A 25,247-nucleotide genomic window follows, 5' to 3' on the forward strand; every position below is an offset into this window, starting at 1 on the left:
CCCCAACGCCAGCGCACCCGTGGAACCGGCTTTGCCGGGCCAGGGGGTGCGTCCCCCTGTGGGGGAAGCGGCGCGCAGCCGCTCAGGGGGGCCACCTGTCCTTCCCGTGGAACCGGCTTTGCCGGGCCACTGGGTGCGTCCCCCTCGGGGGATGGCGCGCAGCGCCTCAGGGGGGCTTCACTGCCTCCAGGGCAGTTCGCGCGCAGGCCCCAGGATGACAGGCGGCTGCGCATTGATCTTTTCACCCGCCAACACGCGTTCGTACATCCGCAGGTAATTGCGCGCCATGCGCTCGGCGCCAAAGTGGTCGACCACGTGCTGGTGGCAGGCCCGGGCGTCGAAGCGGTTGTTGCGCACCGCCTCGGCCAGCACGTTCGCCTCGGCCGACAGCACGCCGCAGTGCAGCGGCACCAGCTCGGGCAGCGCGCCATACGGCGTGGAGAACACCGGGCACCCGAAGTACAGGCTCTCGATCACCGCCAGGCCGAAGGGCTCGTGCCAGCGCACCGGAAAGATGAGCCCGCGCGACGCGTTGAGCAGCCCGGTCTTCTGCGTGCCGCCCACCATGCCGTGGAAATGGATCTTGCGCGACAGCGTCCAGCGAAAGCCCCGCTTGAAGTTGATGCGCGTGCCGCCCAGCACATCGAGCTCCACCCCCGCGCGCAGTGCCACCTTGATCGCCCCGCGCACATTCTTCACCCCCCAGGCCGCCTTGCCCAGAAAGTGGTAGCGCGGGCGCGGCACGTTGAAGTCCACCGGGCCGTAGCCGCTCCAGTCCAGACCGTTGTAGACGAATTCGGTGGAGCCGTACCGCGCCGCATGGTCGCGCGACAGGAACACGGTGTTCAGCGGCAGCGGCTTGGGCTTGCGCGCGTTGCCGTGCTCGGTCACCAGGTAGGGCTTGGCCAGCTCGGTGCGCGGGTTGAACTGGAAGTGCGTGATGTCCACGCCCTTCGGGATCTGCCCTTCCCACGGCTCGTCCGGGCGGATGGGCAGCACGTCGCCGAAGTCGCAGGTCGAGCCCTCGGGCACCAGGTAGCTCACCCGGTGGCCTTGCTGGACCAGGGTCTTGCCCAGGTCCCAGATCACGCGCTCGGTACCGCCATAGCCGTAGACGGGGATGGGGGAGTTGTTGACCAGCAGGATGTGCATGAAGAGGGCTCTCGTCTCAGTTGTCCATGGTGCCAAGCGCCGCCCGCAACCGTTGAAACTGGCGCGGACCAGTCCAGGGCAGCCTAGCAAGGGCCGCCCCGCAGCGAGGGCTGCGTCCCCCTGCCCGCATTGCGCAGCAATGCGAGAGCGGGGGGAAGCGGCAAAGCCGCTCAGGGGGGTGTCGCATCTAAAACGGCCGTCCGCACCCAATGCGCGCGCGCCGCTCATGCAGGGCGGCCAGCAGCAGCGGGCACATGAAGAGGTAGAACATGTTGCCGCTGTTGTGCGCCAGAAAGACCTGCGTGAGGCCGAAGCCGATGTACGACAGCGGCAACAGCACGCCCATGAGGCACAGCGACAGCGATTCGCGGTCCATCTTGCCCGAACCGTCGCGGATGCGCCGGGCCGTCGGCCAGAACATCACGAGCGGGATGCCATAGAAGGCCAGCAGCAACAGCACGCCCGGAATGCCGCGCTTGGCGAACAGGTCCAGCACTTCGTTGTGCGCATGGCCGAACTCCAGCACCACGGGGTGCGCCTGCCCGGCCGCCACACGGCGCGCCTTCTCCTCGATGTACCCGGCGCGGCCCCAGCCCGTCAACGGCCGGTCCCAGCCCATCTGCCAGGCCAGGTGCCAGTGGGCCAGGCGCTGGCCCACCGAGCTGCGTCCGTCCCCGCGCTGCTGGTAGGTCTGCACCTCCGCCCGCGCTTCGTCCACGCGCTGCTCCACCGCCGGCACCTGCGACAGGGCCGCGGCCACCAGCGCCAGCGCGCACAGCCCCCAGTACACGCGCCGCTGGCCCGTGGTGCGCACCAGCAGCCAAGCGCACACGGGCAGCAGCAGCACCAGCGCCAGCCAGCCGCCGCGCGACTGCGACAGCACCGACCCCGCAGCGCCGAGGACCACGGCGGCGGCCAGCAGCAAGCGCTGCCACAGCACCCAGCGCCGCCACTGCACCACCAGCAGCAGGCCGCTCATCACAGCCAGCAGCATGCTCAGATTGCCGTACTGGATGGCATTGGTGAACCCGTTGGCGCGCGGCAGCGCCATCACGAAGGTCTGGTACAGCCCGACGATGCCGCTGCCCACCGCGCCCACGGCCACCCCCATCCACAGCCACGAGGCGCGGGGCTCGAACGTCATGAGGTAGAAGATGCACGGGAGCGCCAGCAGGTACTTGACGGGGCGGTCCATGCTGCCCCAGCCCCAGGTCGCCCCCACATCCAGCAGCCACAAGGCCGCCATGCACGTAAAGGCCGCCGTCAGCCACCACGCGGCACGCGGCGCAGGGCGCTTCCACCAGACAGGTGCACTCGCAAGCGCCGCCAGCAGCAGCAGCGCTGCACCGTAGGAATAGCCCGAAGGCAGCCACAGCGCGAAGCCAGGCACCATGAACGCACCGACGCTCGCACAGCGCCCTAACCAACGGTAGGTCTTCATCACCGGATCACACGGCCTGTCAGGCTGTCTCGGTCGTAGTGCAGCGCTGCATAACGAAAGAACCCCTCCAGCGCCACAAAAAGACAATACAGAAAACCCGCGCCGCCGCACAGGAACCCCAGGCGAAACACATACAGGCGCAGGAACATCGACAGGCCCGAGGCCAGGCCGCGCACCACCCCGCCGCGCTGGCCCTTCTCGGCGCGCTTGGCGGCGCCGAGCATCACGTACTGCGTGAGCTTCTCCAGGCTGCCGCGCACCGTGGTGCGCGAGTAGTGCAGCAGGCGCGCCTTGATCAGGCGGCGCGGCACGTCGCCGCCGCCGGGCTGGGGATGCAATTGGGCTTGCTCGTGCACCACGCCGGTGTATTCCTTGACCATGCGGCGCACGAAGAGCCGCTCGATCTGCGACTGCGAGCGAAAGTGCGTGAGCTCGTGCCCGAACGCCACCATGCGCCAGCGGATCTTCCACACGGCCTGCTCGCCCGAGCGCACGATGGCCTGCAGCTCCTGCGCGAACGCAGGCGTCATCACCTCGTCACTGTCGAGAAAGAAGATGTAGTCGCCGCGGGCGTGGGCCAGCAGGCGGTTGCGCTGCACGGCAAAGCCCTGCCAGTCGGGGTGGCTGTGCACTTCGGCACCCAGGCCCTGCGCGATGGCCACGGTGCCATCGGTGCTGCCGCTGTCCACCACCAGCAGTTGGTCCGCGAACGCGGCACTGCGCAAGCAGGCTTCGATGCGGTGCGCCTCGTTGTGGGACAGCACCGCCACCGTCAACATGGGCGACGGCGTGCCGCCCCCGGCTGCCACTGACATCAATCAATGACCAGCGTGTACGTGCTCGCCCGCCTTGAGGCGGTAGACGGTTCCGCAGTAGGGGCACTTGGCCTCGCCGGAGCGGGCCACGTCCAGGTACACCTTGGGGTGGGTGTTCCAGATCTTCATATCGGCCTTGGGGCTGGGGCAGAAGACGCCACCCTGGGGGTTGAGGTCCTTGGCCAGCAATTCGATGACAGCTTGCGACATATGTATTCGTTTTCCTTGATGCACCGCCGCGGCGGCGGTGCTTGAAACTGGCCTGCCCGGTGCACCCGGGCACCCGGTCGCCCTGGGGCGGGCTGTGCCGGGGGGTGGAGTCCGCGCAGCGGCTCCGTCAGGGCTGGGTCACACCTTCGTGAGCCAATGGGCGTATTGGGGGTTGCGGCCGTTGACGATGTCGAAGAACGCGGCCTGGATCTTTTCGGTGATCGGGCCGCGGCTGCCCACATAGCCGTCCTTGCCAAGCTCGATGCGGTCCAGCTCGCGGATCGGCGTCACTTCGGCCGCGGTGCCGGTGAAGAAGGCTTCGTCGGCGATGTAGACCTCGTCGCGCGTGATGCGCTTTTGCACGATCTCCAGGCCCAGGTCCTTGGCGATGTGGAACACCGTGTTGCGGGTGATGCCGTTCAAGGCCCCCGCCGACAGGTCGGGCGTGTAGATCACGCCGTTCTTCACCACGAAGATGTTCTCGCCCGCGCCTTCGGACACAAAGCCGGAGCTGTCGAGCAGTAGCGCTTCGTCGTAGCCGTCGTCGAGCGCTTCCATGTTGGCGAGGATCGAGTTGGTGTAGTTGCTCACCGCCTTGGCCTGCGTCATGGTGATGTTGACGTGGTGGCGCGTGTAGCTGCTGGTCTTGACGCGGATGCCGCGCTTCATGCCCTCTTCGCCCAGGTAGGCGCCCCAGGCCCAGGCCGCCACCATCAGGTGGATCTGGTTGCCCTTGGGCGACACCCCCAGCTTTTGCGAGCCGATCCAGGTCAGCGGGCGCAGGTAGCCCGATTCGAGCTTGTTCTCGCGCACCACGGCCCTCTGGGCTTCGTTCACCTCTTCCTGGGTGAACGGGATCTTCATGCGCAGGATCTTGGCGCTGTTGAACAGGCGCTCGGTGTGCTCCTGCAGGCGGAAGATGGCCGTGCCGTCCGCCGTCTTGTAGGCACGCACGCCTTCGAACGCGCCACAGCCGTAGTGCAGGGTGTGGGTCAGTACGTGGATCTTGGCGTCGCGCCAGTCCACCATCTGGCCGTCCATCCAGATCTTGCCGTCACGATCGGCCATCGAGGGAACTACGGGGCTCATGGGTATCCTTTGTTGCTGTGGGTCGCAAAGGCGAGATTTTAGGCGACAGCGACCGCCAGGCCGCCATGGGGCGCACCCTGTACCGGCACGGCCGCCCACCGCGCTGCACGCCGGCGGGGGCTGCGCGGCAGCGGTGCCGATGCTGTCTAGGACGCGGCAGGGGGCGCCACCGGCTCCTCGCTGGGCGGGCGCACCAGCTCCCACTTCACGAGCTTGCCGTGGCGGAACTCGCAGGTCACGTGCGACTGCGTGCCGTCCGTCCAGCGGTAGATCTCGGGCTCGGTGTCGGCGGCGGACAGTTGCTCGCCCAGCGACTGGGTCATGGCCACCACGTGCATGAGGTTGACCCCTGCGCGCAAGCGGGCGTTGAGCATCACCGCGCTGCCCACGTAGCCCATCGGGCGATTGGCCGCCTTCTTCATCACCGTCATGAGCCGGGTGAAGTGCAGCAGCCCCCACATCACCAGCCCCCCGACCACGGCCGCCACACCGGCCCAGCCATAGGCCACAAAACCAAAAACGATCAGGCCGACAACGCCCAGCGGTACGAAGATAGTGCGCAAATTCATGGGCGCTATTGTCTTATGACTGCCCCGGGCGTCCGTCCAAACCCCTGTCCTGCGGCCGGCATCGCACCCGAAACGAAGCTTGCCCGCGCCCCGGACCAAATGTTTCGTTGTGTAAGCACTACATTAATGAAAGAAGCTCGTGGCCGCAGGCACGCCAGCCCCCGCCGGGTGTTTACGGCAGACGCCCCAGCGCCAAAAATGCAGTCTCGTCCTTCTGGAGATCGTGAATGAAACTGGATAACGTGCGCCTGGCGCCCAAGCTGTGGGGTTCTATCGTGGGTCTGCTGGGTGCCATGCTGCTGGTGTCGGTCTGGGCGCAGCACCAGGCCGGCCGGGTGATGGACCGCACCCTGGAATCGATGGCCTCGTTCGAGAACCGCATCACCCTGGCCGTGCAGTGGAAGGGCGCCACCGAGACCACCGGCGAGCGCGTGCTGGCCAGCAACGCCACCCCCGACCCGGACCTGACCACCCTCTTCGACGGCCGCGTGAAGGCCGGCATCGCCGGCATCTCGGCCATCCAGGCCAAGGTGCTGGAGCTGGCCACCACCCCCGCCGACAAGAAAGCGCTGGAGCGCGTGGCGAGCGAGCGCAGCAATGTGCTGGCCCTGAACAAGCAGGCCCGCGAGATCAAGCAAGGGGGCGACGGCGCCGCCTTCAAGACCTTCATCGAGAGCAAGTACCTGGCCGCCATCGGCAGCTACGTGGACAGCCTGGAAGCCTTCGTGCAGCTGCAGCAAAGCCAGCGCGACGCCGCGCGGCAGGAGGCCCAGGCCGCCCGCACCCAGGCCAATGTGCTGGCCTGGCTGACGCAGGGCATCGTGTTCGTGCTGGGCCTGGTGCTGTCCTTCCTGCTGGTGCGCTCCATCGCGCGCCCGCTGCACCGCGCGGTGGAGCTGTCGGACGCGATTGCGGGCGGCAACCTCACCGTGTCGGCCCATGACGATCGCCAGGACGAGTTCGGCCACCTGCTGCGCACCGTCTCGCAGATGGCCGCGCGCCTGCGCAGCCTGGTGGCCGAAGTGCGCAGCGGCGTGGATTCGATGTCCAACGCCTCGGTGGAGATCGCCACCGGCAACCACGACCTGTCGGCCCGCACGGAGCAGACCGCTGCCAACCTGCAGCAGACCGCCGCCAGCATGGAGGAACTCACCGCCACCGTCACCCAGTCCGCCGACACGGCGCGCCAGGCCAACCAGCTGGCCTCCACCGCCGCGCAGGCCGCCACGCGCGGCGGCGAGGTCGTGGCACAGGTGGTGGAGAGCATGCAGCACATCACGAACAGCTCGCGCAAGATCGCCGACATCATCGGCGTGATCGACGGCATCGCCTTCCAGACCAACATCCTGGCGCTGAACGCGGCGGTGGAAGCCGCCCGCGCGGGCGAGCAGGGCCGGGGTTTCGCCGTGGTGGCCAGCGAAGTGCGCGGCCTGGCACAGCGCAGCGCCGAAGCGGCCAAGGAGATCAAGAACCTCATCGGCGCCTCGGTGAACACGGTGGAAACCGGCTCCGGCCAGGTGGCGCAGGCCGGGCAGACCATGGACGAGATCGTCGCCAGCGTGCGCCGCGTGTCCGACCTGATCGGCGAGATCACCGCGTCGTCGAACGAGCAGCGCGACGGCATCGGCCAGGTCAACCAGGCAGTGAGCAACCTGGACCAGATGACGCAGCAGAATGCCGCGCTGGTGGAAGAGTCGGCCGCCGCGGCCGCGTCGCTGCGCGACCAGGCCCAGCGCCTGTCCGAGGTGGTGTCGGTGTTCAACGTGGGGCACACGCCGGCCAGCCCTGCACCCGCGCCCCGGCCTGCAGCGGCGCGTGTGGCGGCGGCAGCCCCGGCGCGTGTCCCCGCTGCCGCTGCTCCCCGCGCGCCCCAATCGCCGGCCGCGAAGGTGGCAAGGCCCGCGCCCGCCGCACCCAAGCTGCACGCTCCCAAACCGGCCGCAGCCCCCGCGCCCGCCACGTCGGCGCCCAAGGCGGCCAAGGGCTCGGACGACGACTGGGAATCCTTCTGACGCACCGGCTTGGCAGCACCCGCCCCTTGCAGCGGGTGCTGCGGGCTGTCGTCGCGGGCTGATCTAATAGCGCAGTCTCTCCTTTCGCCCACGGCCCCTTCATGCGCAACGCACCCCTTTTGCTCGCAGCCCTGGTGGCTGCCCTGTCTGCCACCACAGCCTGTGCGCAGCACCTGTTCAAGTGCACGAACGACAAGGGGCAGACCACCTATTCGGACCGCGCCTGCGAGCAGGCTCCGCGCCCCGCGCCACCCGCCCCGCCGGCGGCCAAGCCCGCCGCGGCCCCTGCCGCCAAGGCCAGCGCGCCCTCTGCAGCCGCCACGGCAGCGGGCAAGGCACAGCCGGCCACCCCGCCCGCTGCGCCGCCCGTCACCCAACTGACGCCCGCCGTGGTCGAAGCCGTGCTGCAGCGCGCCCTGGAGCTGGCCGACCGGTCGGACTACCGCGCGCAGTGCGCACTGGCCGCGCCCGACCTGAGCTTCAAGCTCACGGACCACAGCAGCAGCCCGGCGGGCAACCATTCCGGCGGGCGCGCCGAGATCTGCGCCCTGCAGCGCCAATCCGCCCAGGCCATGCAGGAGGGCGGGCTGCGCTCCGCCAGCCGCATGAACAAACCCGACATCCGCGTCGCCGCCGACGGCACGCAGGCCACCGCCAAGTACGAATCCAGGGCCGCCATCTCCGTGGAAGGCCAGCACGCACTGACCATGCAATGCACGCGCGAGGAAGTGCTGGGCCTGTACAGCGGCGCCGTGCTGTACAAGCGCGTCACCGCCGTCTGCAGGCCCGTGGGCTGAGCCCGGCCACCTGGTCGCCTAGCCGATCTCCCGCACCACGTTCATCGCCTCTTCCACCCGCTCCACGGCGTGGATGGTGAGGCCTTCGATGGGCTTCTTGGGCGCATTGGCCTTGGGCACCACGGCCACGCGAAACCCGAGCTTGGCGGCCTCCTTCAAGCGCTCCTGCCCGCGCGGCGCAGGCCGCACCTCGCCCGCCAGCCCCACTTCGCCAAACGCCAGAAAGCCCTGCGGCAGCGCCTTGCCGCGCAGGCTGGAGGTGATGGCCAGCATCACGGCCAGGTCGGCCGCGGGCTCGCTGATGCGCACGCCCCCCACCGCATTCACGAACACGTCCTGGTCCATGCAGGCCACGCCGGCGTGGCGGTGCAGCACGGCCAGCAGCATGGCCAGGCGGTCCTTGTCCAGGCCCACGGACAGGCGCCGGGGGCTGGGGCCCGCGCTGTCGACCAGCGCCTGGATCTCCACCAGCATGGGTCGCGTGCCTTCCAGCGTGACCATCACGCAGCTGCCGGGCACCGGCTCGCTGTGCTGCGACAGGAAGATGGCGCTCGGGTTGCTCACGCCCTTGAGCCCCTTTTCCGTCATGGCGAACACGCCGATCTCGTTGACCGCGCCAAAGCGGTTCTTGATGGCCCGCACCAGCCGGAACTGGCTGTGCGTGTCGCCTTCGAAGTACAGCACCGTGTCCACCATGTGCTCCAGCACGCGCGGGCCGGCCAGGGCCCCTTCCTTGGTCACGTGGCCCACCAGCACGATGGCCACGCCCGAGGCCTTGGCCGCGCGCGTCAGGTGGGCCGCGCATTCGCGCACCTGCGCCACCGAGCCCGGGGCCGAGGTGAGCTGGTCGGAGTACACGGTCTGGATGGAGTCGATCACCGCCACGGCGGGCTGCATGGAATCGATGGTGGCCAGGATTTTTTCGAGCTGGATCTCGGCCAGCACGTTGACCTGGCTGTGGTCCAGCCCCAGCCGGCGCGAACGCAGCGCCACCTGCGCACCGCTTTCCTCGCCCGTCACGTACAGCGTGGGCAGGCCCGCGCGCTGCAGCGCGTCGAGCGCCTGCAGAAGCAGCGTGGACTTGCCGATACCCGGGTCGCCGCCGATGAGCACCACGCCGCCCTCGACGATGCCGCCGCCCAGCACACGGTCGAGCTCGTCGATGCCGCTCGGGGTGCGCTCCACGTCGCTCGCCTCGATGGCCGACAAGGGCATCACCGCTTGGGCCTGGTTCAGGCCCGCGAACTGAGGCGTGCTGTAGCGGTTCTTGCCGGGCCCTGCGTCCGCCACGGCTTCGATCAGCGTGTTCCAGGCACCGCAGGCAGGGCACTTGCCCAGCCAGCGCGGGCTGGTGCCGCCGCACTCGGAGCAGGTGAAGACAGTTTTTTCTTTGGCCATGGCAAGGGTTGAAAAGGGAGCGTTCGGCAGGGCGGGCTGCAGACTATAGCGGCGCCGGTGCGGCCCGGCATTGCGCACAGGCTTGCCATCATCGGCAAAATGCACGCATGCACACACCCACCAACCGCTTCAAGGCGGCCATGGCCCAGGGCCAGGCGCAGATCGGCCTGTGGCTGGCGCTGGCCGACGCCTACACGGCGGAGATCATTGCAGGCACCGGCTACGACTGGCTGCTGGTCGACGGCGAGCATGCGCCCAACGACCTGCGCTCCATCCTGCACCAGCTGCAGGCCATCGCCAGCGCCACCACCGCCCTGCCCGCGGGCGCCACGCCGCCCCACGCCATCGCCCGCGTGCCGGTGGGCGACACCGCGCTGATCAAGCAGTACCTGGACATCGGCGCGCAGACACTGCTGGTGCCCATGGTGGACACGGCCGAGCAAGCCCAGGCCCTGGTCGGCGCCACGCGCTACGCCCCCGAAGGCGTGCGCGGCATGGGCAGTGCCCTCGCCCGCTCCTCGCGCTGGCAGGCCTATCCGCAGTACGTGCACGAGGCCAACGCGCAGGTCTGCCTGCTGGTGCAGGCCGAGACGGTGGAGGCGATGCGCAACCTCGATGCGATTGCCGCCACGCCAGGGGTGGACGGCGTGTTCATCGGCCCGGCCGACCTGTCGGCGTCCATGGGGCACCGGGGCGACCCCGGCCACCCGGATGTGCAGGCCGCCATCCACGAAGGCATCGCCCGCATCCTGCGCGCGGGCAAGGCCCCGGGCATCCTGGCGACCAGCGAGGCGCAGGCGCGCCAGTGGCTGGCCGCGGGGGCCTTGTTTGTCGCGGTGGGCGTGGACACCATGCTGCTGGCCAGCGCGGCGGCCGATCTGGCGGCCCGCTTTCGGGCCACGGACGGCGCAGCGGCGCGGCCCCTGGGCTACTGACGCGGCGCCTCTTCGTCCCTTCTTCTATCCCCTGTCTGAAATCACCTGACTGAAAGCCTTGACGATGAAAGCATGTATCTACGGCGCTGGCGCCATTGGCGGCTGGCTGGGCGTGGCCCTGGCGCAGGCCGGCTGCGACGTCAGCCTGGTGGCGCGCGGTGCCACGCTGCACGCGCTGCAGGCCGATGGCCTGCGCCTGCGCCGGCCGGATGGCACGGTGGTGCACACCGCAGTGAACGCGCAGGACCACCCCGCGGCGCTGGGCGTGCAGGACCTGGTGGTCGTGGCCGTCAAGGCGCCGGGCCTGCCGGACGTGGCGCAGGCCATGGGCCCGCTGATCGGGCCAGAGACCATCGTGCTCACGGCCATGAACGGCGTGCCGTGGTGGTTTCTGGACGGCTTCGGCGGCGCGGCGCAGGGGCAGGCCCTGCAGTCGGTGGACGCCGGCGGCGTGATCGCCCGCGCCATCCCCAGCCGCCACGTGGTGGGCAGCGTGGTGCACACCAGCTGCTCGCTGGAGGCGCCGGGCTTTGTGCGCCAGCACTTCGGCAACCGGCTCATCATGGGCGAACCCGATGGGCGGAGAAGCGCACGCCTGCAGGCCCTGGCCGACACGCTGCAGCGCGGCGGCATCGACGCGGAGGTGTCCGACCGCATCCAGCGCGACATCTGGTTCAAGCTCTGGGGCAACCTCACGATGAACCCGATCAGCGCGCTCACCGGCGCCACCACCGACCGCATCCTCGACGACGACCTGGTGCGCGGCTTCATCTCGCACGTCATGCTCGAAGCCAAGACCATCGGCGAAAAGCTCGGCCTGCCCATCGACCAGCAACCCGAGGACCGCCACGCCGTCACCCGCAAGCTGGGCGCTTTCAAGACCTCGATGCTGCAGGACGTGGACGCCGGCAAGCCCATGGAGATCGACGCGCTGGTGGGCGCGGTGCGCGAACTGGGCCAGATCACCTACACGCCCACGCCGTACACCGATGCGCTGCTGGGCCTGGTGCGGCTGATGGCACAGACCCGCGGCCTCTATTAGTCCCGTTCCGTTTTCTTCCACCCGACCCGAATCTCACCCTCACCATGCTCAAGCTTTTCTACGCCCCCGGCACCTGCGCCCTCGCCGTCCACATCGCCCTGCACGAGGCCAACGCGGGCCACGAGGTCGCGCGGCTGGACTTTGCCAACAGCCAGCAGCGCAGCGCCGAGTACCTGGCCATCAACCCCAAGGGCCGCGTGCCCGCGCTGGTCACCGACCGCGGCGTGTTGACCGAGACCCCGGCACTGCTGGTGTATGTGGCGCAGCAATTTCCCGAGGCGCGGCTCGCACCGCTGGACGACCCGTTCGCGCTGGCGCGCCTGCAGGAGTTCAACAGCTACCTCGCATCCACCGTGCACGTGGCGCATGCCCACGGCCGGCGCGCGGGCCGCTGGGCCGATGAGCCCGAAGCCATTGCGGCCATGCAGCGCAAGGTGCCGCAGACCATGACCGAGTGTTTCGAGGTGATCGAGCAGCACTACCTGCAGGGCCCGTGGGTGCTGGGCGAGCACTATTCGGTGGCCGATGCGTACCTCTTCACCATCGCCGGCTGGTTGAAGAGCGATGGTGTGGACATCGCGACATTCCCCAAGGTGGCCGCGCACTTCGAGCGCGTGGCGGCGCGGCCTGCGGTGCAGCGCGCGTTGGCGTGAGGGTTGTGGCGCCGGGTTGAGGCGCTGCTGTGCAAGGCTTCGACAGGCTCAGCCCGCCACCGCGAATCCTGCCACTCGCCCTCGCCCCCAAAAAAGAAAGGCCCCGGCGCTTTCGCAGCGCCGGGGCCTTTGCGTAGTCACCGCTGCCAGCGGATCAATTCACCTTCAGATACCGCCAGTCGATGCGGTTGTCCGCGCGGTGCGGCACGTCCACCTTCTGCGTGGCCGCCCATGGGATCACCTGGTTGTACAGCGGGATGTGCGAGATCGCCTCATGGTCCTGCACCAGCACCTTCTCGATGAGCGTGTTGCGTGTGGGCGCGTCGGTTTCCTTCTTGATGCGCTCGATCAGCGCGTCCTGCTGCGGGTCGGAGTAACGGCCCAGGTTGAAGTTGCCGTCACCGCCGGCGCCCGGCGAACGGATCAGCGACTGCAGCGAGTAGAACGCGTCGAACGTCGGCACGCCCCAGCCCAGCAGGTAGATGCTGGCCTCGTTGCGCTGGATCATCGGGAAGTACGTGGCAAACGGCAGCGAGCGCAGCTTGGCCTTCACGCCGATCTTGGCCCAGTGCGAGGTGATGGCCTGGCACAGCTGCTCGTCGTTGATGTAGCGGCCGGCGCTGCAGGCAAAGTCCACCTCGAAGCCGTTGGGATAGCCCGCATCGGCCAGCAGCTTCTGCGCGGCCTTGGCGTCGTAGGGCCAGCGCACGTCGGCCTTGGGCGTCCAGCCGTTCACCTGTCGGGCGATCAGCGTGCCCGTGGGCTGCGCCAGGCCGCGCAGCACCACGCGCTGGATGGCGTTGATGTCGATGGCCTGGTAGAGCGCCTTGCGCACCCGCACGTCCTTGAGCGGGTTCTTGCCCTTCACGTCGGAGCCCGGGAGTTCTTCGCGGTACTGGTCCAGGCCCAGGAAGATGGTGCGGTACTCGGCGCCTTCCAGCACCTTGAGCGTGGGGGTCTGGCGGATGCGCGCCAGGTCCTGCAGGCTGGGGTCGATCACGAAGTCGATCTCGCCCGACAGCAGCGCGGCGGTGCGCGTGGCGTCGGCCTTGATGGGGGTGTAGACCACCTCCGTCACGTTGGTGGGGAACTGCGACTTGCCCCACCAGTGCGGGTTGGGCTCGAGCACCACGCGCTGGTCAGGCGCCCAGGATTTGAGCTGGAAGGGGCCGGTGCCCAGCGCATTGCGGTGGGCAAAGTTTTCGTCCTTGGTCTTGATGTCCTTGGGCTCCACCGACTTGTTCTTCTCGGCCCAGGCCTTGCTCAGGATGCGCAGCTCGGTGAGCTGGTTCACGAGCACGGGGTTGGGCAGGTCGGAGAAGATGTCGATGGTGTGCGCGTCCACCTTCTCGATGCGGTCGATGCCCAGCGCATACACGGCGTAGTTGGAGCTCTTGGCCTTGGCGCGCTCCAGCGAGAACTTGGCGTCGTCGGCCGTGAAGTCGCTGCCGTCGCTGAACTTCACGCCCTTGCGCAGGGAGATCCGCAGCTGCGTGGGGCTCACGCGCTTCCATTCGGTGGCCAGCGCGGGCTCGGTCTTGAAAGTCTTGCTGTTGTACTCGACCAGGGTGTCGTACACGGCGGCGTGCAGGGTGTTGTTCACGCCCACGTTCTGGGCGTGGATGTCCCAGGACGAAACGTCCACCGCACGGGACCAGCGGAAGGTCTTGGCCTGGCCGGCCAGGGGCAACGCAGTGGCAATGGCCGCGGCCAGGAGAAGGGTCTTGAAACGCATGGGGGAAATCACTCCAGATCAGTCGATGCCCGCACTATGGATCAAAGCGCAGGTTTCGCTAACGAACTTATCCTTCTTAGCTTAGGCGTGCCTATCGCAGCATCAACCCCACGCCATCACGCCGGCCAGTACGAGCATGGTGGCCGCGGTGGCGCCGTCCAGCACAAGCCACGCGCCGGGCGAGGCGAACAGCGGCGCCAGCCAGCGCGAGCCGAACCCGAGGCCGAGGAACCACAGCGCGCTGGCCAGCGACCCGCCCGCCGCAAAGGTGGCCCGGCCCCAGGTGGGATAGGGACTGGCCATGGTGCCCAGCAGCACGACGGTGTCCAGGTAGACATGCGGGTTGAGCCAGGTCAGCGCGCCCAGCGTGAGCAGCGTGGTGCGCAGGCTCGCGCCCGCGCCGTGGGCCGACACCAGCAGGTGGCTGGGCTTGAACACCCGCGACGCGGCCTGCAGCGCGTAGGCCACGAGGAAAATGGCGCCGGCCCAGCGCATCAGCTGCGCCCATTCCGGCCGGGCGGCCAGCACGCCGCCCATGCCCCAGATGCCGGCCTGCAACAGCACCGCGTCGGACACGGCGCAGAACAGCACCACCGGCAGCACGTGCTCGCGCCGCAGCCCCTGGCGCAGCACGAACGCGTTCTGCGCGCCGATGGCCATGATCAAAAGGGCGGTGGACGTGAATCCATGGACGAAGGCGGTGCTGCTCATGCGCCGGATTGTGGCGATGGCAGCGTGTTCACGGTAGCTATACTTTCTAACGATCCGTCAGAATGGCTAACCACCCACCGTACCGCCCGCCATGGCCCTTGATTCCGCCCAGCTCAGCGCCTTTGCCGCCGTGATCGACGAGGGCAGCTTCGAGCGCGCCGCTGCCGTGCTGCATGTCACCCGGTCGGCGGTGTCGCAGCGCGTGAAGCTGCTGGAAGAGCGCGTGGGCCAGGTGCTGGTGCGCCGGGCCACGCCCTGCACGCCCACGGACGCAGGGCAGGCGCTGTACCGGCATGCCCGCGAGGTCGCATTGAGCGAGGCCGACGCGCTCGACGCCATCGGTGGCGGGCAGCACGCGTCCATCCGCCTGGCGATCGGCGTGAATGCCGATTCACTCGGCACGTGGTTTCCTGCGGCCATGGCACACGCCCATGCGGAGGAGGGCCCGGGCCTGACCTTCGACATCCATGTGGAGGACCAGGACCATTCGGCCAACCTGCTGCGCGAAGGCCGCGTGATGGCCGCCGTGACGGCCGACCCGCAGCCGGTGCAGGGCTGCCAGGTGCTGCCGCTGGGCACCCTGCGCTACCGGGCGCTGGCGAGCCCCGCGTTCATGCTGCGCCACTTTGCGCAGGGCGTGAACGCCGCGTCGCTGGTGCAGGCGCCCATGCTGGTGTTCAACCGCAAGGACGCGCTGCAGGGGCGCTTCGTGCGGCGCATCACCCGGCGCGCCTTCACGCCGCCGGTGCACTGGCTGCCGGACGCGCACGCCTTTGTCGCCGCCACGCGCGCCGGGCTGGGCTGGGGCATGACGCCCGACCCGATGGTGGAGCGCGACCTGAAGACGGGCGCGCTGGTGGAGCTCGTCCCCGGCAGGCCGGTGGATGTGCCGCTGTACTGGCAGTACTGGCGCCTGAACGTACGGGCGCTGCACCGCATGACGGAGGCGGTGCAGCAGGCGGCTGCGCAGACGCTGCTCAGCTGATGCCTTGATCGCCTCTGCCTGGCCACCATCCAGGCATCCAGGCAGCGGCAGCACCCTGCGCTGCGCTGTGCAGTGCAGGCGCACCGCGCCCCTCACACGCTGGCCAGGTCCTCGTGGTGATCCGCCACGCCGCGCTTCCAGTACGCCGCGATGCGCATGCGCTTGGCGTCCACCCCGGGCTTGGCGAGTACCGCCTTGCGCACTGCGGCCATGTCGCTGTGCTCGCCGGCGGCCCAGATGTAGCCTGCGCCGGGCGGTATCGCGAGCGCATCGACCGCTGCGGGCAAGGAGTCCACCCACGCCAGGTCCAGCCGCGCGGCGCTGGCCAGGGTGCGCTGGTCCGCCGGGTTGCGCACGTGGATGCGGACCGTGGCGGTGGTGGTGGCAGGCAGCTCGGCCAGGCGGCGCGCAATGGCCGGCAGGGCCGACGCGTCACCGATGAGCCAGTGCCAGTCGAAACCCGTGGGGATGACCAGGCTGCCGCGCGGCCCGGCAATGCCCACCCACTGCCCCACGAAGGCGCTGGCCGCCCAGTCGGTGGCGGGGCCGGCGTCGTGCAGGGCCACTTCGATGTCGAGCTCGCCCGCGGCGGCATCAAAGCGCGCAGGGGTGTAGTCCCGCAGCACGGGGCGCGGGTCGGGGAACACCGGGCGGCCGTCCTGCACCGACGGCAGCGAGGGGCGCTCTTGCCCCGGCTGCGGCAGGATGAGCTTGAGGTGGTCGTCGAAACCCGCACTCACGAAACCGGCCAGTTCAGGCCCGGCCAGGGTCAGCCTCACGAAGCCGGGGCTGAGGTCGGTGCGCCGCACCACCTGGAGGTGGCGTGCTTGCAGGGTGTGGCGGACGCGCTCGACGGCGAGGTGCGCGGGTGTGGTGATGGGCAGAGGTGTGTTCATGATCTAGAATGTTGACAAAGTCCACCAAATGATCTTCTCATTGGTTGATTTTGTCAACTACACAACACGATGAATTCCCGAACCGCCGCTCCAAAGGGGCCTTCCGACGTCTTTGACGCCATGCACGACCTGCTGCATGTGTACAAGGCGCACATGGTGCGCACCATGGCGTCGGTGCACCCGGAGCTCACGCTCAACGAAGTGCGGGCGCTGATGTTCGTGGGCCGCCACCCGGGCGCCACGCAAAAGGAGCTGGTGTCCCACAGCGGTGCCGACAAGGCGCAGGTGGCGCGCATGGTGGGCATGCTGCAGGACAAGGGCTGGCTGGAGAGCGCGCCCAATGCCGAGGACAAGCGCAGCCGCTGCCTGAGCCTGAGCGCCCAGGGGTTGGCTCTGCACCAGGCGCTGCGCGAGGCTCGCCGCGGCGTGGCGGCCACGCTGCTGCAAGGGTGCGACAGCACCACGCAGGCCCAGTTGCTGGCCTTGCTGGCGCAGGTGCGCAGCAGTGTCGATGCGCTGGGCGGCCCGGGGTGCGGGGAAGGCCGGCACGGCCGCCGCTAGGGCGCCAGGGTGCGGCCCTCGCCCCACCGCCTCCCACCTCGGCGATTCAAGAAAAAATGTGCTCTACCGCTGGATGAATAACACTTTTCAGCTATACAAAATATAGCGAATTGATTCCCGGGCTCAACGCCCCTGAATCGCCCGCACCGCCTGTGGCAGGGACTGCACATCGGGCAGGAAATGGTCGATGGTCGCGCCCAGCGCCACGGCGCAGATAAGCGCGCCGAGCAGCGGCTTCCAGGTCAGCCGCACGGCGGCGCCCAGCCAGCCCTCGCGCTCCACACCCACGGCGGCGCGCGCCGTGGCCACCGAAAACGCGATCTCCACCGCCACGGTCAGCAGCACGTCCCAGCCGAAGAACAGCATGGCCAGCGAGCCCGCGCCCAGGATGAGCGCCGCGCCGATGAGAAAGATGGCCACCACCGGCACGACCACCACGGCCCCTTCGTCGGCACTGCCCAGCGCATCGGCCGCGCCGCTGGCCAGGTCGCCCAGGGCACTGCCGTCGCTGCCACTGCTGCTGCCGTAGTCCCCCGACGCACCGCCGCCGCCGAAGTTGCCGCCCCCTGTGCGCGGCATCGGCACATGGCCGCCAACGGACGGCGAGCCGCCGCCGGGCCAGGACAGGTCGGGCAGGTCCACGTTGGCATCGACGCTGTCCTCTTCCTCCTCGCGCCTGCGCACCAGCCGCGCTGCCCAGGCGCGCAGCACCAGCAGATACCCCAGGTAGCCGACCGACAGCGTCACGGCATACCGCAGCGCCAGCGACTCCACCCCCGCCAGCATCTGCATGTGCGAGGTGCACCACATGAGCAGCAGCGTGAAGCTGCCGATCAGCAGCCCGTGCAGCCGCAGGCTGTAGCGCTGCTGCAGGGTGCGCGCGACGCTGGCGTGCTGCGGCATGCGCACGGAGCGCCAGCTGGAGCCCTTTTTCGTCTGGTTGGGGTTGCCGTGATGGCTGCTGTTTTTGCTGCCATTGCTGCGGTCGCTGCGGGGAGTGGCCATACAAGGAAACGCGTCGTGAAGGTGGAGGCAGGGCCTGCCGCCGTCCCGATGCAGGACCGCCGCAGGCGCTGGACTGGTGCTGCGGTGTTTTCTTCTTTGCTTTTGCTTTTGCTTTTGCTTCTTGCTGCGCAGCGGCGCCCATTTCACACCACTTTCATGCCGTGCCGGCGCTCCGCCCTGCCCGGCCAGCGGCAGGGCCCGTGAACTTGTCGACGAATCCGCGTGCCACAGCCCGCGGGCGGTGCCGGCAGGACCGGGCGTCAGCGTTCGCCGTCCACCGCCACCGGCACACGCTGGGCCAGCGCGCACATCAGCTCGTAGCCCACCGTCCCGGCAGCGCGCGCCACCTCGTCGATCGGCAGGATTGCGCCGTTGCTGGCCTGGCCCCACAGCGTGACCTCGGTGCCGAAGCCCACCGGCATGCCGCGCTCGACCAGCGGCGTGAGGTCCACCGTGACCATGTCCATGCTCACGCGGCCCACGAGCTGCGTGCGCACGCCGCCCACCAGCACGGGCGTGCCGGTGTCGCAGTGGCGCGGGTAGCCGTCGGCATAGCCGCAGGCCGCCACGCCGATGGTGAGCGGCCCTTCGGCCGTGAAGCGCGATCCGTAACCCACGGTGTCGCCCTTTTGCAGCTGCTGCACAGCCAGCAGGCGGGTGGACAGCGTCATGGTGGGCGCGAGCTGCCAGTGCGCGGCATCGTTTTCGGGGAAGTCCGGCGCGCTGCCGTACAGCACGATGCCGGCCCGCGCCCAGTCCGAGCGCAGGCGCGCGTCGCCGTGGTGGCGCAGCGTGGCCGCGCTGTTGGCCAGGCTGCGCTCGCCGGGCAGGTCCTGCGTGGTCTGGTTGAACACGTCGATCTGGTGGCCGATGCCGCGGGGGCCGTCGGCATCGCTGAAGTGGGTCATGACCGAGATCTCGTCCACCTGCGTGAGCGCATCGAGCCGCGCCCAGGCCGCTCGGTAGCGCTGGGGCGTGAAGCCCAGGCGGTTCATGCCGGAGTTCATCTTGAGGAACACGCGGTGCGGCACCTGCGTCTTGTGCGCGGCCAGCATGTCGATCTGCTCGTCGCAATGCACGGCGTGCCACAGCGACAGGCGCGAACACAGCTCCAGGTCGCGCGGCTCGAACACGCCTTCGAGCAGCAGGATGGGCCCGCGCCAGCCCAGCTGGCGCACCCGCTCGGCCTCGCCCAGGTCCAGCAGCGCAAAGCCGTCGGCGCTGCGCAGGCCCTCGAACACCCGCTCGATGCCGTGCCCATAGGCATTGGCCTTGACCACCGCCCAGACCTTGGCGTCGGGGACCGACTGGCGCACGCGCTCCAGGTTCTGGTGCAGGGCGGCGGTGTGGATGGTGGCTGTGATGGGACGTGGCATGGAAAAGGACCTGATGGAGCGAGGGATTTACCGGGGAATACGCGAAGGATTCTGGCATCGTGGCCGTTTATCCGCGTGATATAACCGTCTGTCACTTGCCAGGGTTCCCCACTTTTAACAGGGCATCAGCCGAACTGATGCACCAACAGCCATTCGATGAAGCGCGGTTTCTACACCATCATGTCGGCGCAGTTTTTCAGCTCGCTGGCCGACAACGCACTTTTCGTCGCCGCCGTGGAACTCCTGCGCTCAGAGGGCGCCCCGGAATGGCAGCGCGCTGCGCTGGTCCCCATGTTCGCGCTGTTCTATGTGGTGCTGGCGCCCTTCGTGGGCGCTTTTGCCGACGCCCTGCCCAAGGGCAAGGTGATGTTCGTCAGCAATGCCATCAAGGTGGTGGGCTGCCTGATGATGCTGTTCGGCTCGCACCCGCTCATCGCCTACGCGGTGGTGGGCCTCGGTGCCGCGGCCTACTCCCCGGCCAAGTACGGCATCCTGACCGAGCTGCTGCCCGCGTCGCAGCTGGTCAAGGCCAACGGCTGGATCGAGGGGCTCACCATCGCATCGATCATCCTGGGCGTGCTGTTCGGCGGCCAGCTGGTGGGCCACCACCTGTCTTCCATGCTGCTGGGTCTTGACATTCCGTTCATCGACACGGGTGTGGACACGCCTGCCGAATCGGCCATCGCCGCGCTGATCGCGGTGTATGCGCTGGCCGCCTGGTTCAACACCCGCATCCCGCACACCGGCGTGGAGATGCGCCCCATGCGTGCCGACCCGTCGCGCGGCGTGCTGTCCAACGCGCTCAGCCTGCTGCCGGACTTCTGGGCCTGCAACAGCCGCCTGTGGCGCGACAAGCTCGGCCAGATCTCGCTGTCCACCACCACGCTGTTCTGGGGCGCGGGCGGCAATCTCAAGTTCATCGTTCTGGCGTGGGCCGCCGTGGCACTGGGCTACAACACCACGCAGGCCTCGGCCCTCACGGGCGTGGTCGCCATCGGCACCGCCGTGGGAGCAGTGGTCGCGTCGATGCGCATGCGCCTGGATGTCGCCACCAAGGTGATCCCGCTGGGCATTGCGATGGGGCTGCTGCTGATCCTGATGGTGTTCATCAACAACATCTGGGTGGCGATACCGTTCCTCATCGTGCTGGGCGGGCTGGGCGGCTACCTCGTGGTGCCCATGAACGCGCTGCTGCAGCACCGGGGCCACAACCTGATGGGCGCGGGCCGCTCCATCGCCGTGCAGAACTTCAACGAGCAGGCCTGCATCCTGGCGCTGGGCGCTTTCTACAGCCTGTCGCTCAAGCTGGGCCTGTCGGTGTTTGGCGCCATCACCGCGTTCGGTCTGGTGGTGGCGGGCGTGATGTGGCTGATCCGGCGCTGGCACCAGAACAACTGCATTCACCACCGCGAAGAGGTGGAGCACCTGCTGCACATTGCGCGGCACGACGCGCACCACTGAGAAGCCCCCCTGAGCGGCTGCGCCGCTTCCCCCGGAGGGGGACGCACCCGGTGGACTGGCGGAGCCAGATCCACGGGTGCACTGGTTTTTAGGGCGCGCCAGTTTTTGCGGGCGACGTCGATTACTATCGTTTTTATAGCTGCTCGCGCTTGACCAGTGGGCGGTAGCGACCCTTTTTTCCTATGCCATCGCGCCTGCCCTTTGCTGCCCTGCTGTTCAACGCCTTTGTCTGGGGGCTGGCGTGGTGGCCGTTTCAGCACATGCACCGGGCGGGGCTGCACCCGCTGTGGGCCACGGCGTTCATGTATGCGGTGGTGCTGATGGGGCTGCTGGCCTGGCGGCCGGGCATCCTGGCGCAGGTGCGGGCGCATCCTGCGTTGTGGCTGCTGGCGCTGAGCTCGGGATTGAACAATGTGGCGTTCAACTGGGCCGTGACCATTGGCGACGTGGTGCGCGTGATCCTGCTGTTCTATCTGATGCCCGCCTGGGCCGTGCTGCTGGCGTGGAGGATTCTGGGCGAGCGCCCCACGGCCTCGGCGCTGCTGCGCCTGGCGCTGGCGTTTGCCGGCGTGGTGCTGGTGCTGCTGCCCGAGGGGGCGCCCGCCGCACGGCTGCTGCAGAACCTGTCGCTGGCCGACGGCCTGGCGCTGCTGGGCGGCTTCATGTTCGCGCTGACCAACGTGACGCTGCGCCGCCTGCATGCCGTACCAGGGCCTGCGCGCATGTTCTCGATGTTCGGCGGCTGCATGCTGATGGCGCTGGCCGTGGCCTGCGTGGGGCTGCAATTGGGTGTGGTCGAGCCGTTCCCGGCGGTGAACAGCACCTGGCTTGTCACCGCGCTGCTGCTGGCCGGTGTGCTCATGCTGGGCAACTGGGCCCTGCAGTTCGGCGCCGCGCGCCTGGCGGCCGGCACCACGGCGCTGGTGATGTTGTCGGAGGTGATGTTCGCCAGCGTGTCATCGGCCCTGCTGGGCGCCGCCACCCTCACGCCCCGCACGGTGGTGGGCGGCGCGTTGATCCTGCTGGCATCGCTGCTGGCGGCACTGCAGTTCCGCCGGCCCGGCGCGGCGCCGCACTGAAAGACTACCATGGTGCGTCTTCCGTCCACCCTCAGGAGCCTGCGCCATGCCCGACCACAGCATCTACGACTTTGAAGCCCAGCAGATGAACGGGCAGACCGTGCCGCTATCGCAGTACCAGGGCAAGGTGCTGCTGATCGTGAACACGGCCAGCGCCTGCGGCTTCACGCCCCAGTTCGGCGGGCTGGAAGAGCTGCACAAGCAGTACGCGGACCAAGGCCTGGTGGTGCTCGGCTTTCCGTGCAACCAGTTCGGCAGCCAGGACCCGGGCAGCAACGACGAGATCGCCAGCTTCTGCCAACTGAACTACGGCGTGAGCTTTCCGATGATGGCCAAGATCGATGTGAACGGCGCCAACGCATCGCCCCTGTACCAGTGGCTCACCGCCGAGGCCCCTGGCCTGCTGGGCAGCAAGGCCATCAAGTGGAACTTCACCAAGTTCCTCGTCGGCAAGGACGGCCGGGTGATACGGCGCTACGCGCCGCAGGATGCACCCAAGAAGCTGGCAGGGGATATCGAGGCCGCGCTGGCCTGAACCGGTCCGCCGCCTTCGCTCCCGGTGTGTGGCGTGGTCCTCCAGGCCAAGCACGATCTGCTGCCCGCCGCGAACCAAGCGCCCATTTCAGTTACCGGATGATGCTATGTGTTCGTTTGTGTGAAAGCTGAATCAAGGGGTTGCCAAACGGTCGGTTGACTTCAAAACATCCGGTAACTGCAGCGACACTCGGCGTCGTTTCAGAGTGACACAGATCGCTCACCGCATGTTCTGCTGTTTGGGAAACCCTCTTTCATGTCTGCACCCGCTTGGTGGCGCGCGTGTCTCTGCACGGCGTCGTTCGCATGGGCCTGCGCCGCACAGGCCCACGACTTCGTAACCATTGCCCCGGCCGCCTGCACGCCCGTCGAGCAAGGCATGGGCCTGCCCGCCGACATGGCGGCCTACCGCGCAGCGGTCAAAGTCTGCCCCCTGGCGCAGCCGACCGCCCCGTACACCGCCCAGGCCCAGGTGCGCCTGCTCAGCGTCTTCACCGACGACTACTACAAGGCCCTGCCGGCCGACGCGCCATGGCAGAACTTTCCGCTGCCCATGCTCATCGACGCCACCGGACGCTGCCTGGGCCGCATCGGCCACCTTTTTCCGGTCGACCCGCCGCAGGAGCTCACCATCAGCGCCGGGCGGTGGCAACGCGGCATTCCGCACGAGTTGCGCCTGAAAGTGCGCTCCCCCGCGGTCGGTGGCGACGCCACCCTGCCCAGCCTCCACTGGAATGCCCGCAGCGGCGGCTATGCCGCCAAGAACACCCACCCCTCTCAGGACAAGACCTCGTGCCCACCGACGTAGCAGACACCGCCCCATCCGTCAGCAAGCTCAAGCAGGCGTGCGACGCGGCCTATGCGCTGTACCCCAACTCCTGCAGCCATGCCGTCTGGCATGTCATCAAGCAGTACCTGCCCAACCAGGCCTGGCTGAGCGCCAATGCGCTCGTCGAGCACATGCGCGGACAGGCCCACTGGAAGATCGTGCCAGCGGGCCAGGTCGGACGACTCGCACGCGAAGGCGCACTCATCGTCGGCGGAAAGTCAGAGACGTCCAACGGGCACGTGATCGTCGTGTACCCCGGTCCCGACACGACCGCGGGCGGCTACAGCTACACCCGCGACGGCAAGTCCGAAACCCTGCGCACGCGCGGCAGTTACGCACCGGCGATGTCCACCTCGCTGGGCTCGTGGCCGGGCGCCAAGAGCCGGGGCGACAAGACCATCTGGGACCCTTGGGCCAACGACGCCAAGTTTGCGCAGGTGACCTTCTGGCAACTGGTGCAATGAGCCGGGCCGGGGCCCAGGCCCTGCAGCGTCTCGGCGCCACCCGTGCGCCCCGCGCGCCGGGCTGGCGGCCCTGCTGACAGAGCCTGAGGCGCAGGGTGGCCACCTTCCTTGTCCCATGACCGATCAGCAGGCAGAGCGGGTCACCTGCGGGCTTTCATGGCACCACGCCGGGCCGCAGTGCATACCGCCCGTGGCCGGGGTTTTCTCTTTTGTTCTCTTTCTTTGATAGATAGGTATGTCCATGCTTCACACACGCTTTGTTCCCTGGGGTCTGCTCACCGCAGCAGCGCTGCTCCTGGCCGGTTGCGCAGACACACCGGCGCCCGCGCCGGAGCCCGAAGTCACCGCCGCAACGCCCATGGCGGAGCCACCACCACCGCCGCCCGAAGCAGCGCCCGCACCGGCCCCAGAAGAGCCGCGCCTGCCCGCCGACGGCATCGTCGCGGAGTTCAAGCCGACGCAGGTGAAACTGTCGCCCGAAACCCAGGCCATCCTGACCCGGCTGGCGTCCACGCGGGAGCCCAATGAACGCCTGGAGATCACTGGCTACTGCCACCGCAAGGACGCCCCCGTGGACGCCCGCGAGATCGCATTGATGCGCGCCATGGCAGTGCGCAACGAACTGGTCAAGCAAGGCGTACCCGCCAAGTCGATCCGCGTGAAGTTCAACACGACACAGGCGCTGCACGCTGTGAAGATCACTGCGAAGTAAGAGGCAGGCGCGCTGCGGGCCACAGCGCTGCCGCCCCAAGGGCCTCGTGGCCGATCGTGCAAGGAGCCCAGGGGATCGGCCGCAGCGTGCGTTCATCGGCGCGCAGCGCCTTGATTTGATGTGCTGGGGAAGGATGCTGCCCCGTGCTGGGGGCCTCCAGCAACCGTAGTTGGCTTGGCCCCCTAGCTGAAAACGACACCCAACACGACCGCCACCAGGATCAAGACGCCCGCGGCGATCCATCCGGACTTCTGGTCCAACCCACCCACTGCGCGCAGCGCTGCATCACGCTCCGGCCCAGCCAGCCCCTGCGCATCGATGCGGCGGATGCAATGGGCCATCCAGCGCAGGTAGGTGTTCTTGTGGGTGAACGACACAAGGATCGCAATCCCCAACGCCCTGGCCGCACCGCTCTCGCCCGGAAACGCGAGATTCAAGACCAGCAACGCCAACAACAGCATGGCCGCCAGCGGGTACATGCGCCTGGACACAGCCCAGCTCACGCCCAGAAAGGGAATGCCCGTCCAGCACGGGCTGAAATGGGCAAACACACCTTTCTTTTCGGTGCTGGTGACCCGGTCCCACAACGCCCGATATTTGTCAGCATTTGGGCCAATGGCTGTTTCCATGTCCTGCCAGCTGATTCCAGTCCAGTCCGTCTTCGCATTGAGTGTCGCTTTGAACTGTTCTGCGAGGGATTCAGAAAAATTCAGATGGGATTTACTGGTCAAAAATTACTCCTGGGTGGCTTATGAAATTCAAGATCGAAGCACTGGCAAAAAATTT

General features: G+C 68.3%; 26 protein-coding genes. 13 read left to right on the forward strand and 13 right to left on the reverse strand.

Going from position 1 to position 25,247, the window contains the following annotated elements:
- Positions 1 to 177: 177 nt before the first annotated feature.
- The 6 genes from ASG27_RS00540 to ASG27_RS00565 form a co-directional block, all read right to left on the reverse strand.
- Entirely contained in the window at positions 178 to 1,152 is a 975-nt protein-coding gene (locus tag ASG27_RS00540; protein WP_056410247.1) for a glycosyltransferase, read from the reverse strand.
- A gap of 187 nt (positions 1,153 to 1,339) precedes the next feature.
- Positions 1,340 to 2,593 (reverse strand): O-antigen ligase family protein, encoded by a 1,254-nt coding sequence (locus ASG27_RS00545; protein ID WP_056410249.1) that lies wholly within the window; start codon positions 2,591 to 2,593, stop codon positions 1,340 to 1,342.
- Entirely contained in the window at positions 2,593 to 3,408 is an 816-nt protein-coding gene (locus tag ASG27_RS00550) for a glycosyltransferase family 2 protein (protein WP_056410251.1), read from the reverse strand. Before ASG27_RS00550 ends, ASG27_RS00545 begins: the two co-directional genes overlap by 1 nt.
- A gap of 3 nt (positions 3,409 to 3,411) precedes the next feature.
- Positions 3,412 to 3,618, reverse strand: coding sequence for a zinc-finger domain-containing protein (locus tag ASG27_RS00555; protein WP_056163376.1), 207 nt, complete (start codon positions 3,616 to 3,618; stop codon positions 3,412 to 3,414).
- A 138-nt stretch (positions 3,619 to 3,756) separates the two neighbouring features.
- Entirely contained in the window at positions 3,757 to 4,707 is a 951-nt protein-coding gene (locus ASG27_RS00560; protein ID WP_056410253.1) for a branched-chain amino acid transaminase, read from the reverse strand.
- A gap of 146 nt (positions 4,708 to 4,853) precedes the next feature.
- Complete coding sequence (locus ASG27_RS00565; protein ID WP_056410254.1) at positions 4,854 to 5,276, reverse strand: hypothetical protein; 423 nt, start codon at positions 5,274 to 5,276, stop codon at positions 4,854 to 4,856.
- A 227-nt stretch (positions 5,277 to 5,503) separates the two neighbouring features.
- Between ASG27_RS00565 and ASG27_RS00570 the strand changes: the two genes are divergently transcribed.
- Both ASG27_RS00570 and ASG27_RS00575 read left to right on the forward strand, forming a co-directional pair.
- Entirely contained in the window at positions 5,504 to 7,288 is a 1,785-nt protein-coding gene (locus ASG27_RS00570) for a methyl-accepting chemotaxis protein (protein ID WP_056410256.1), read from the forward strand.
- 101 nt (positions 7,289 to 7,389) lie between these two features.
- Positions 7,390 to 8,085 (forward strand): hypothetical protein, encoded by a 696-nt coding sequence (locus ASG27_RS00575; RefSeq protein ID WP_056410258.1) that lies wholly within the window; start codon positions 7,390 to 7,392, stop codon positions 8,083 to 8,085.
- An 18-nt stretch (positions 8,086 to 8,103) separates the two neighbouring features.
- Here the strand turns inward: ASG27_RS00575 and radA are convergent, their stop codons facing one another.
- Positions 8,104 to 9,483 carry a DNA repair protein RadA gene (radA, locus tag ASG27_RS00580; protein WP_056410260.1) on the reverse strand — a complete coding sequence of 460 codons (1,380 nt, stop codon included), beginning with the start codon at positions 9,481 to 9,483 and terminating at the stop codon, positions 8,104 to 8,106.
- 107 nt (positions 9,484 to 9,590) lie between these two features.
- On the opposite strand from radA, the gene ASG27_RS00585 reads away from it, so the two are divergent.
- The 3 genes from ASG27_RS00585 to ASG27_RS00595 all read left to right on the forward strand — a co-directional run bounded on the left by ASG27_RS00585 (position 9,591) and on the right by ASG27_RS00595 (position 12,113).
- The gene (locus ASG27_RS00585; RefSeq protein WP_056410262.1) at positions 9,591 to 10,418 is read left to right on the forward strand and encodes an aldolase/citrate lyase family protein; all 828 of its coding nucleotides are present in this window, start codon (positions 9,591 to 9,593) and stop codon (positions 10,416 to 10,418) included.
- A gap of 64 nt (positions 10,419 to 10,482) precedes the next feature.
- The gene (locus ASG27_RS00590; protein ID WP_056410264.1) at positions 10,483 to 11,460 is read left to right on the forward strand and encodes a 2-dehydropantoate 2-reductase; all 978 of its coding nucleotides are present in this window, start codon (positions 10,483 to 10,485) and stop codon (positions 11,458 to 11,460) included.
- 44 nt (positions 11,461 to 11,504) lie between these two features.
- Positions 11,505 to 12,113, forward strand: coding sequence for a glutathione S-transferase family protein (locus tag ASG27_RS00595; RefSeq protein WP_056410266.1), 609 nt, complete (start codon positions 11,505 to 11,507; stop codon positions 12,111 to 12,113).
- A 154-nt stretch (positions 12,114 to 12,267) separates the two neighbouring features.
- Here ASG27_RS00595 and ASG27_RS00600 read toward each other — a convergent pair whose 3' ends face one another.
- Positions 12,268 to 13,848, reverse strand: a complete 1,581-nt coding sequence (locus ASG27_RS00600; protein WP_056410267.1) for an ABC transporter substrate-binding protein — start codon at positions 13,846 to 13,848, stop codon at positions 12,268 to 12,270.
- 102 nt (positions 13,849 to 13,950) lie between these two features.
- Positions 13,951 to 14,559, reverse strand: a complete 609-nt coding sequence (locus ASG27_RS00605) for a LysE/ArgO family amino acid transporter (protein ID WP_056410269.1) — start codon at positions 14,557 to 14,559, stop codon at positions 13,951 to 13,953.
- A 91-nt stretch (positions 14,560 to 14,650) separates the two neighbouring features.
- Here ASG27_RS00605 and ASG27_RS00610 point away from each other — a divergent pair, with 91 nt between their 5' ends.
- Complete coding sequence (locus ASG27_RS00610; protein ID WP_056410271.1) at positions 14,651 to 15,544, forward strand: LysR family transcriptional regulator ArgP; 894 nt, start codon at positions 14,651 to 14,653, stop codon at positions 15,542 to 15,544.
- A 92-nt stretch (positions 15,545 to 15,636) separates the two neighbouring features.
- Here the strand turns inward: ASG27_RS00610 and ASG27_RS00615 are convergent, their stop codons facing one another.
- Positions 15,637 to 16,440 carry a siderophore-interacting protein gene (locus tag ASG27_RS00615; protein ID WP_056410274.1) on the reverse strand — a complete coding sequence of 268 codons (804 nt, stop codon included), beginning with the start codon at positions 16,438 to 16,440 and terminating at the stop codon, positions 15,637 to 15,639.
- A gap of 69 nt (positions 16,441 to 16,509) precedes the next feature.
- Between ASG27_RS00615 and ASG27_RS00620 the strand changes: the two genes are divergently transcribed.
- On the forward strand, positions 16,510 to 17,001 hold the full coding sequence (locus tag ASG27_RS00620) for a MarR family winged helix-turn-helix transcriptional regulator (RefSeq protein WP_056410275.1): 492 nt from the start codon (positions 16,510 to 16,512) through the stop codon (positions 16,999 to 17,001).
- A gap of 123 nt (positions 17,002 to 17,124) precedes the next feature.
- Here the strand turns inward: ASG27_RS00620 and ASG27_RS00625 are convergent, their stop codons facing one another.
- Both ASG27_RS00625 and alr read right to left on the reverse strand, forming a co-directional pair.
- Entirely contained in the window at positions 17,125 to 18,006 is an 882-nt protein-coding gene (locus ASG27_RS00625) for a hypothetical protein (protein ID WP_442854063.1), read from the reverse strand.
- 260 nt (positions 18,007 to 18,266) lie between these two features.
- The gene (alr, locus tag ASG27_RS00630; protein WP_056410277.1) at positions 18,267 to 19,382 is read right to left on the reverse strand and encodes an alanine racemase; all 1,116 of its coding nucleotides are present in this window, start codon (positions 19,380 to 19,382) and stop codon (positions 18,267 to 18,269) included.
- A gap of 156 nt (positions 19,383 to 19,538) precedes the next feature.
- On the opposite strand from alr, the gene lplT reads away from it, so the two are divergent.
- The 6 genes from lplT to ASG27_RS00660 all read left to right on the forward strand — a co-directional run bounded on the left by lplT (position 19,539) and on the right by ASG27_RS00660 (position 24,461).
- Positions 19,539 to 20,843: a lysophospholipid transporter LplT gene (lplT, locus tag ASG27_RS00635; RefSeq protein ID WP_056410278.1), complete on the forward strand. Its 1,305-nt coding sequence runs from the start codon at positions 19,539 to 19,541 to the stop codon at positions 20,841 to 20,843.
- Positions 20,844 to 21,025: 182 nt separating this feature from the next.
- The gene (locus ASG27_RS00640; RefSeq protein ID WP_056410280.1) at positions 21,026 to 21,922 is read left to right on the forward strand and encodes a DMT family transporter; all 897 of its coding nucleotides are present in this window, start codon (positions 21,026 to 21,028) and stop codon (positions 21,920 to 21,922) included.
- Between the two features lie 46 nt (positions 21,923 to 21,968).
- A complete protein-coding gene (locus tag ASG27_RS00645) occupies positions 21,969 to 22,457 on the forward strand; it encodes a glutathione peroxidase (RefSeq protein WP_056410282.1) in 489 nt (162 codons plus the stop codon).
- Between the two features lie 255 nt (positions 22,458 to 22,712).
- Positions 22,713 to 23,264 (forward strand): hypothetical protein, encoded by a 552-nt coding sequence (locus ASG27_RS00650; protein WP_156370390.1) that lies wholly within the window; start codon positions 22,713 to 22,715, stop codon positions 23,262 to 23,264.
- A complete protein-coding gene (locus ASG27_RS00655; RefSeq protein ID WP_056410286.1) occupies positions 23,249 to 23,749 on the forward strand; it encodes a hypothetical protein in 501 nt (166 codons plus the stop codon). The genes ASG27_RS00650 and ASG27_RS00655 overlap by 16 nt, the downstream gene beginning before the upstream one ends.
- Positions 23,750 to 23,984: 235 nt before the next feature.
- Positions 23,985 to 24,461 carry an OmpA family protein gene (locus tag ASG27_RS00660; RefSeq protein ID WP_056410288.1) on the forward strand — a complete coding sequence of 159 codons (477 nt, stop codon included), beginning with the start codon at positions 23,985 to 23,987 and terminating at the stop codon, positions 24,459 to 24,461.
- Positions 24,462 to 24,643: 182 nt separating this feature from the next.
- On the opposite strand, the gene ASG27_RS00665 is transcribed toward ASG27_RS00660, so the two are convergent.
- A complete protein-coding gene (locus ASG27_RS00665) occupies positions 24,644 to 25,192 on the reverse strand; it encodes a hypothetical protein (RefSeq protein ID WP_056410291.1) in 549 nt (182 codons plus the stop codon).
- Positions 25,193 to 25,247 lie beyond the last annotated feature (55 nt).

Origin of the sequence: Acidovorax sp. Leaf191, assembly GCF_001424425.1 — a bacterium.
Lineage (GTDB): Bacteria > Pseudomonadota > Gammaproteobacteria > Burkholderiales > Burkholderiaceae_C > Acidovorax.

What these genes read in the sequence shown, in the direction of transcription:
- ASG27_RS00550 (WP_056410251.1), bottom strand. Translation starts at nt 3,408, where the DNA reads ATGTCAGTGGCAGCCGGGGGCGGCACGCCGTCGCCCATGTTGACGGTG.
- radA (WP_056410260.1), bottom strand. Translation starts at nt 9,483, where the DNA reads ATGGCCAAAGAAAAAACTGTCTTCACCTGCTCCGAGTGCGGCGGCACC.
- ASG27_RS00620 (WP_056410275.1), top strand. Translation starts at nt 16,510, where the DNA reads ATGAATTCCCGAACCGCCGCTCCAAAGGGGCCTTCCGACGTCTTTGAC.
- ASG27_RS00645 (WP_056410282.1), top strand. Translation starts at nt 21,969, where the DNA reads ATGCCCGACCACAGCATCTACGACTTTGAAGCCCAGCAGATGAACGGG.
- lplT (WP_056410278.1), top strand. Translation starts at nt 19,539, where the DNA reads ATGAAGCGCGGTTTCTACACCATCATGTCGGCGCAGTTTTTCAGCTCG.
- ASG27_RS00545 (WP_056410249.1), bottom strand. Translation starts at nt 2,593, where the DNA reads ATGAAGACCTACCGTTGGTTAGGGCGCTGTGCGAGCGTCGGTGCGTTC.
- ASG27_RS00585 (WP_056410262.1), top strand. Translation starts at nt 9,591, where the DNA reads ATGCACACACCCACCAACCGCTTCAAGGCGGCCATGGCCCAGGGCCAG.
- ASG27_RS00640 (WP_056410280.1), top strand. Translation starts at nt 21,026, where the DNA reads ATGCCATCGCGCCTGCCCTTTGCTGCCCTGCTGTTCAACGCCTTTGTC.
- ASG27_RS00595 (WP_056410266.1), top strand. Translation starts at nt 11,505, where the DNA reads ATGCTCAAGCTTTTCTACGCCCCCGGCACCTGCGCCCTCGCCGTCCAC.
- ASG27_RS00540 (WP_056410247.1), bottom strand. Translation starts at nt 1,152, where the DNA reads ATGCACATCCTGCTGGTCAACAACTCCCCCATCCCCGTCTACGGCTAT.
- ASG27_RS00625 (WP_442854063.1), bottom strand. Translation starts at nt 18,006, where the DNA reads ATGGCCACTCCCCGCAGCGACCGCAGCAATGGCAGCAAAAACAGCAGC.
- alr (WP_056410277.1), bottom strand. Translation starts at nt 19,382, where the DNA reads ATGCCACGTCCCATCACAGCCACCATCCACACCGCCGCCCTGCACCAG.
- ASG27_RS00590 (WP_056410264.1), top strand. Translation starts at nt 10,483, where the DNA reads ATGAAAGCATGTATCTACGGCGCTGGCGCCATTGGCGGCTGGCTGGGC.
- ASG27_RS00650 (WP_156370390.1), top strand. Translation starts at nt 22,713, where the DNA reads ATGTCTGCACCCGCTTGGTGGCGCGCGTGTCTCTGCACGGCGTCGTTC.
- ASG27_RS00555 (WP_056163376.1), bottom strand. Translation starts at nt 3,618, where the DNA reads ATGTCGCAAGCTGTCATCGAATTGCTGGCCAAGGACCTCAACCCCCAG.
- ASG27_RS00570 (WP_056410256.1), top strand. Translation starts at nt 5,504, where the DNA reads ATGAAACTGGATAACGTGCGCCTGGCGCCCAAGCTGTGGGGTTCTATC.
- ASG27_RS00575 (WP_056410258.1), top strand. Translation starts at nt 7,390, where the DNA reads ATGCGCAACGCACCCCTTTTGCTCGCAGCCCTGGTGGCTGCCCTGTCT.
- ASG27_RS00560 (WP_056410253.1), bottom strand. Translation starts at nt 4,707, where the DNA reads ATGAGCCCCGTAGTTCCCTCGATGGCCGATCGTGACGGCAAGATCTGG.
- ASG27_RS00660 (WP_056410288.1), top strand. Translation starts at nt 23,985, where the DNA reads ATGTCCATGCTTCACACACGCTTTGTTCCCTGGGGTCTGCTCACCGCA.
- ASG27_RS00600 (WP_056410267.1), bottom strand. Translation starts at nt 13,848, where the DNA reads ATGCGTTTCAAGACCCTTCTCCTGGCCGCGGCCATTGCCACTGCGTTG.
- ASG27_RS00605 (WP_056410269.1), bottom strand. Translation starts at nt 14,559, where the DNA reads ATGAGCAGCACCGCCTTCGTCCATGGATTCACGTCCACCGCCCTTTTG.
- ASG27_RS00615 (WP_056410274.1), bottom strand. Translation starts at nt 16,440, where the DNA reads ATGAACACACCTCTGCCCATCACCACACCCGCGCACCTCGCCGTCGAG.
- ASG27_RS00610 (WP_056410271.1), top strand. Translation starts at nt 14,651, where the DNA reads ATGGCCCTTGATTCCGCCCAGCTCAGCGCCTTTGCCGCCGTGATCGAC.
- ASG27_RS00565 (WP_056410254.1), bottom strand. Translation starts at nt 5,276, where the DNA reads ATGAATTTGCGCACTATCTTCGTACCGCTGGGCGTTGTCGGCCTGATC.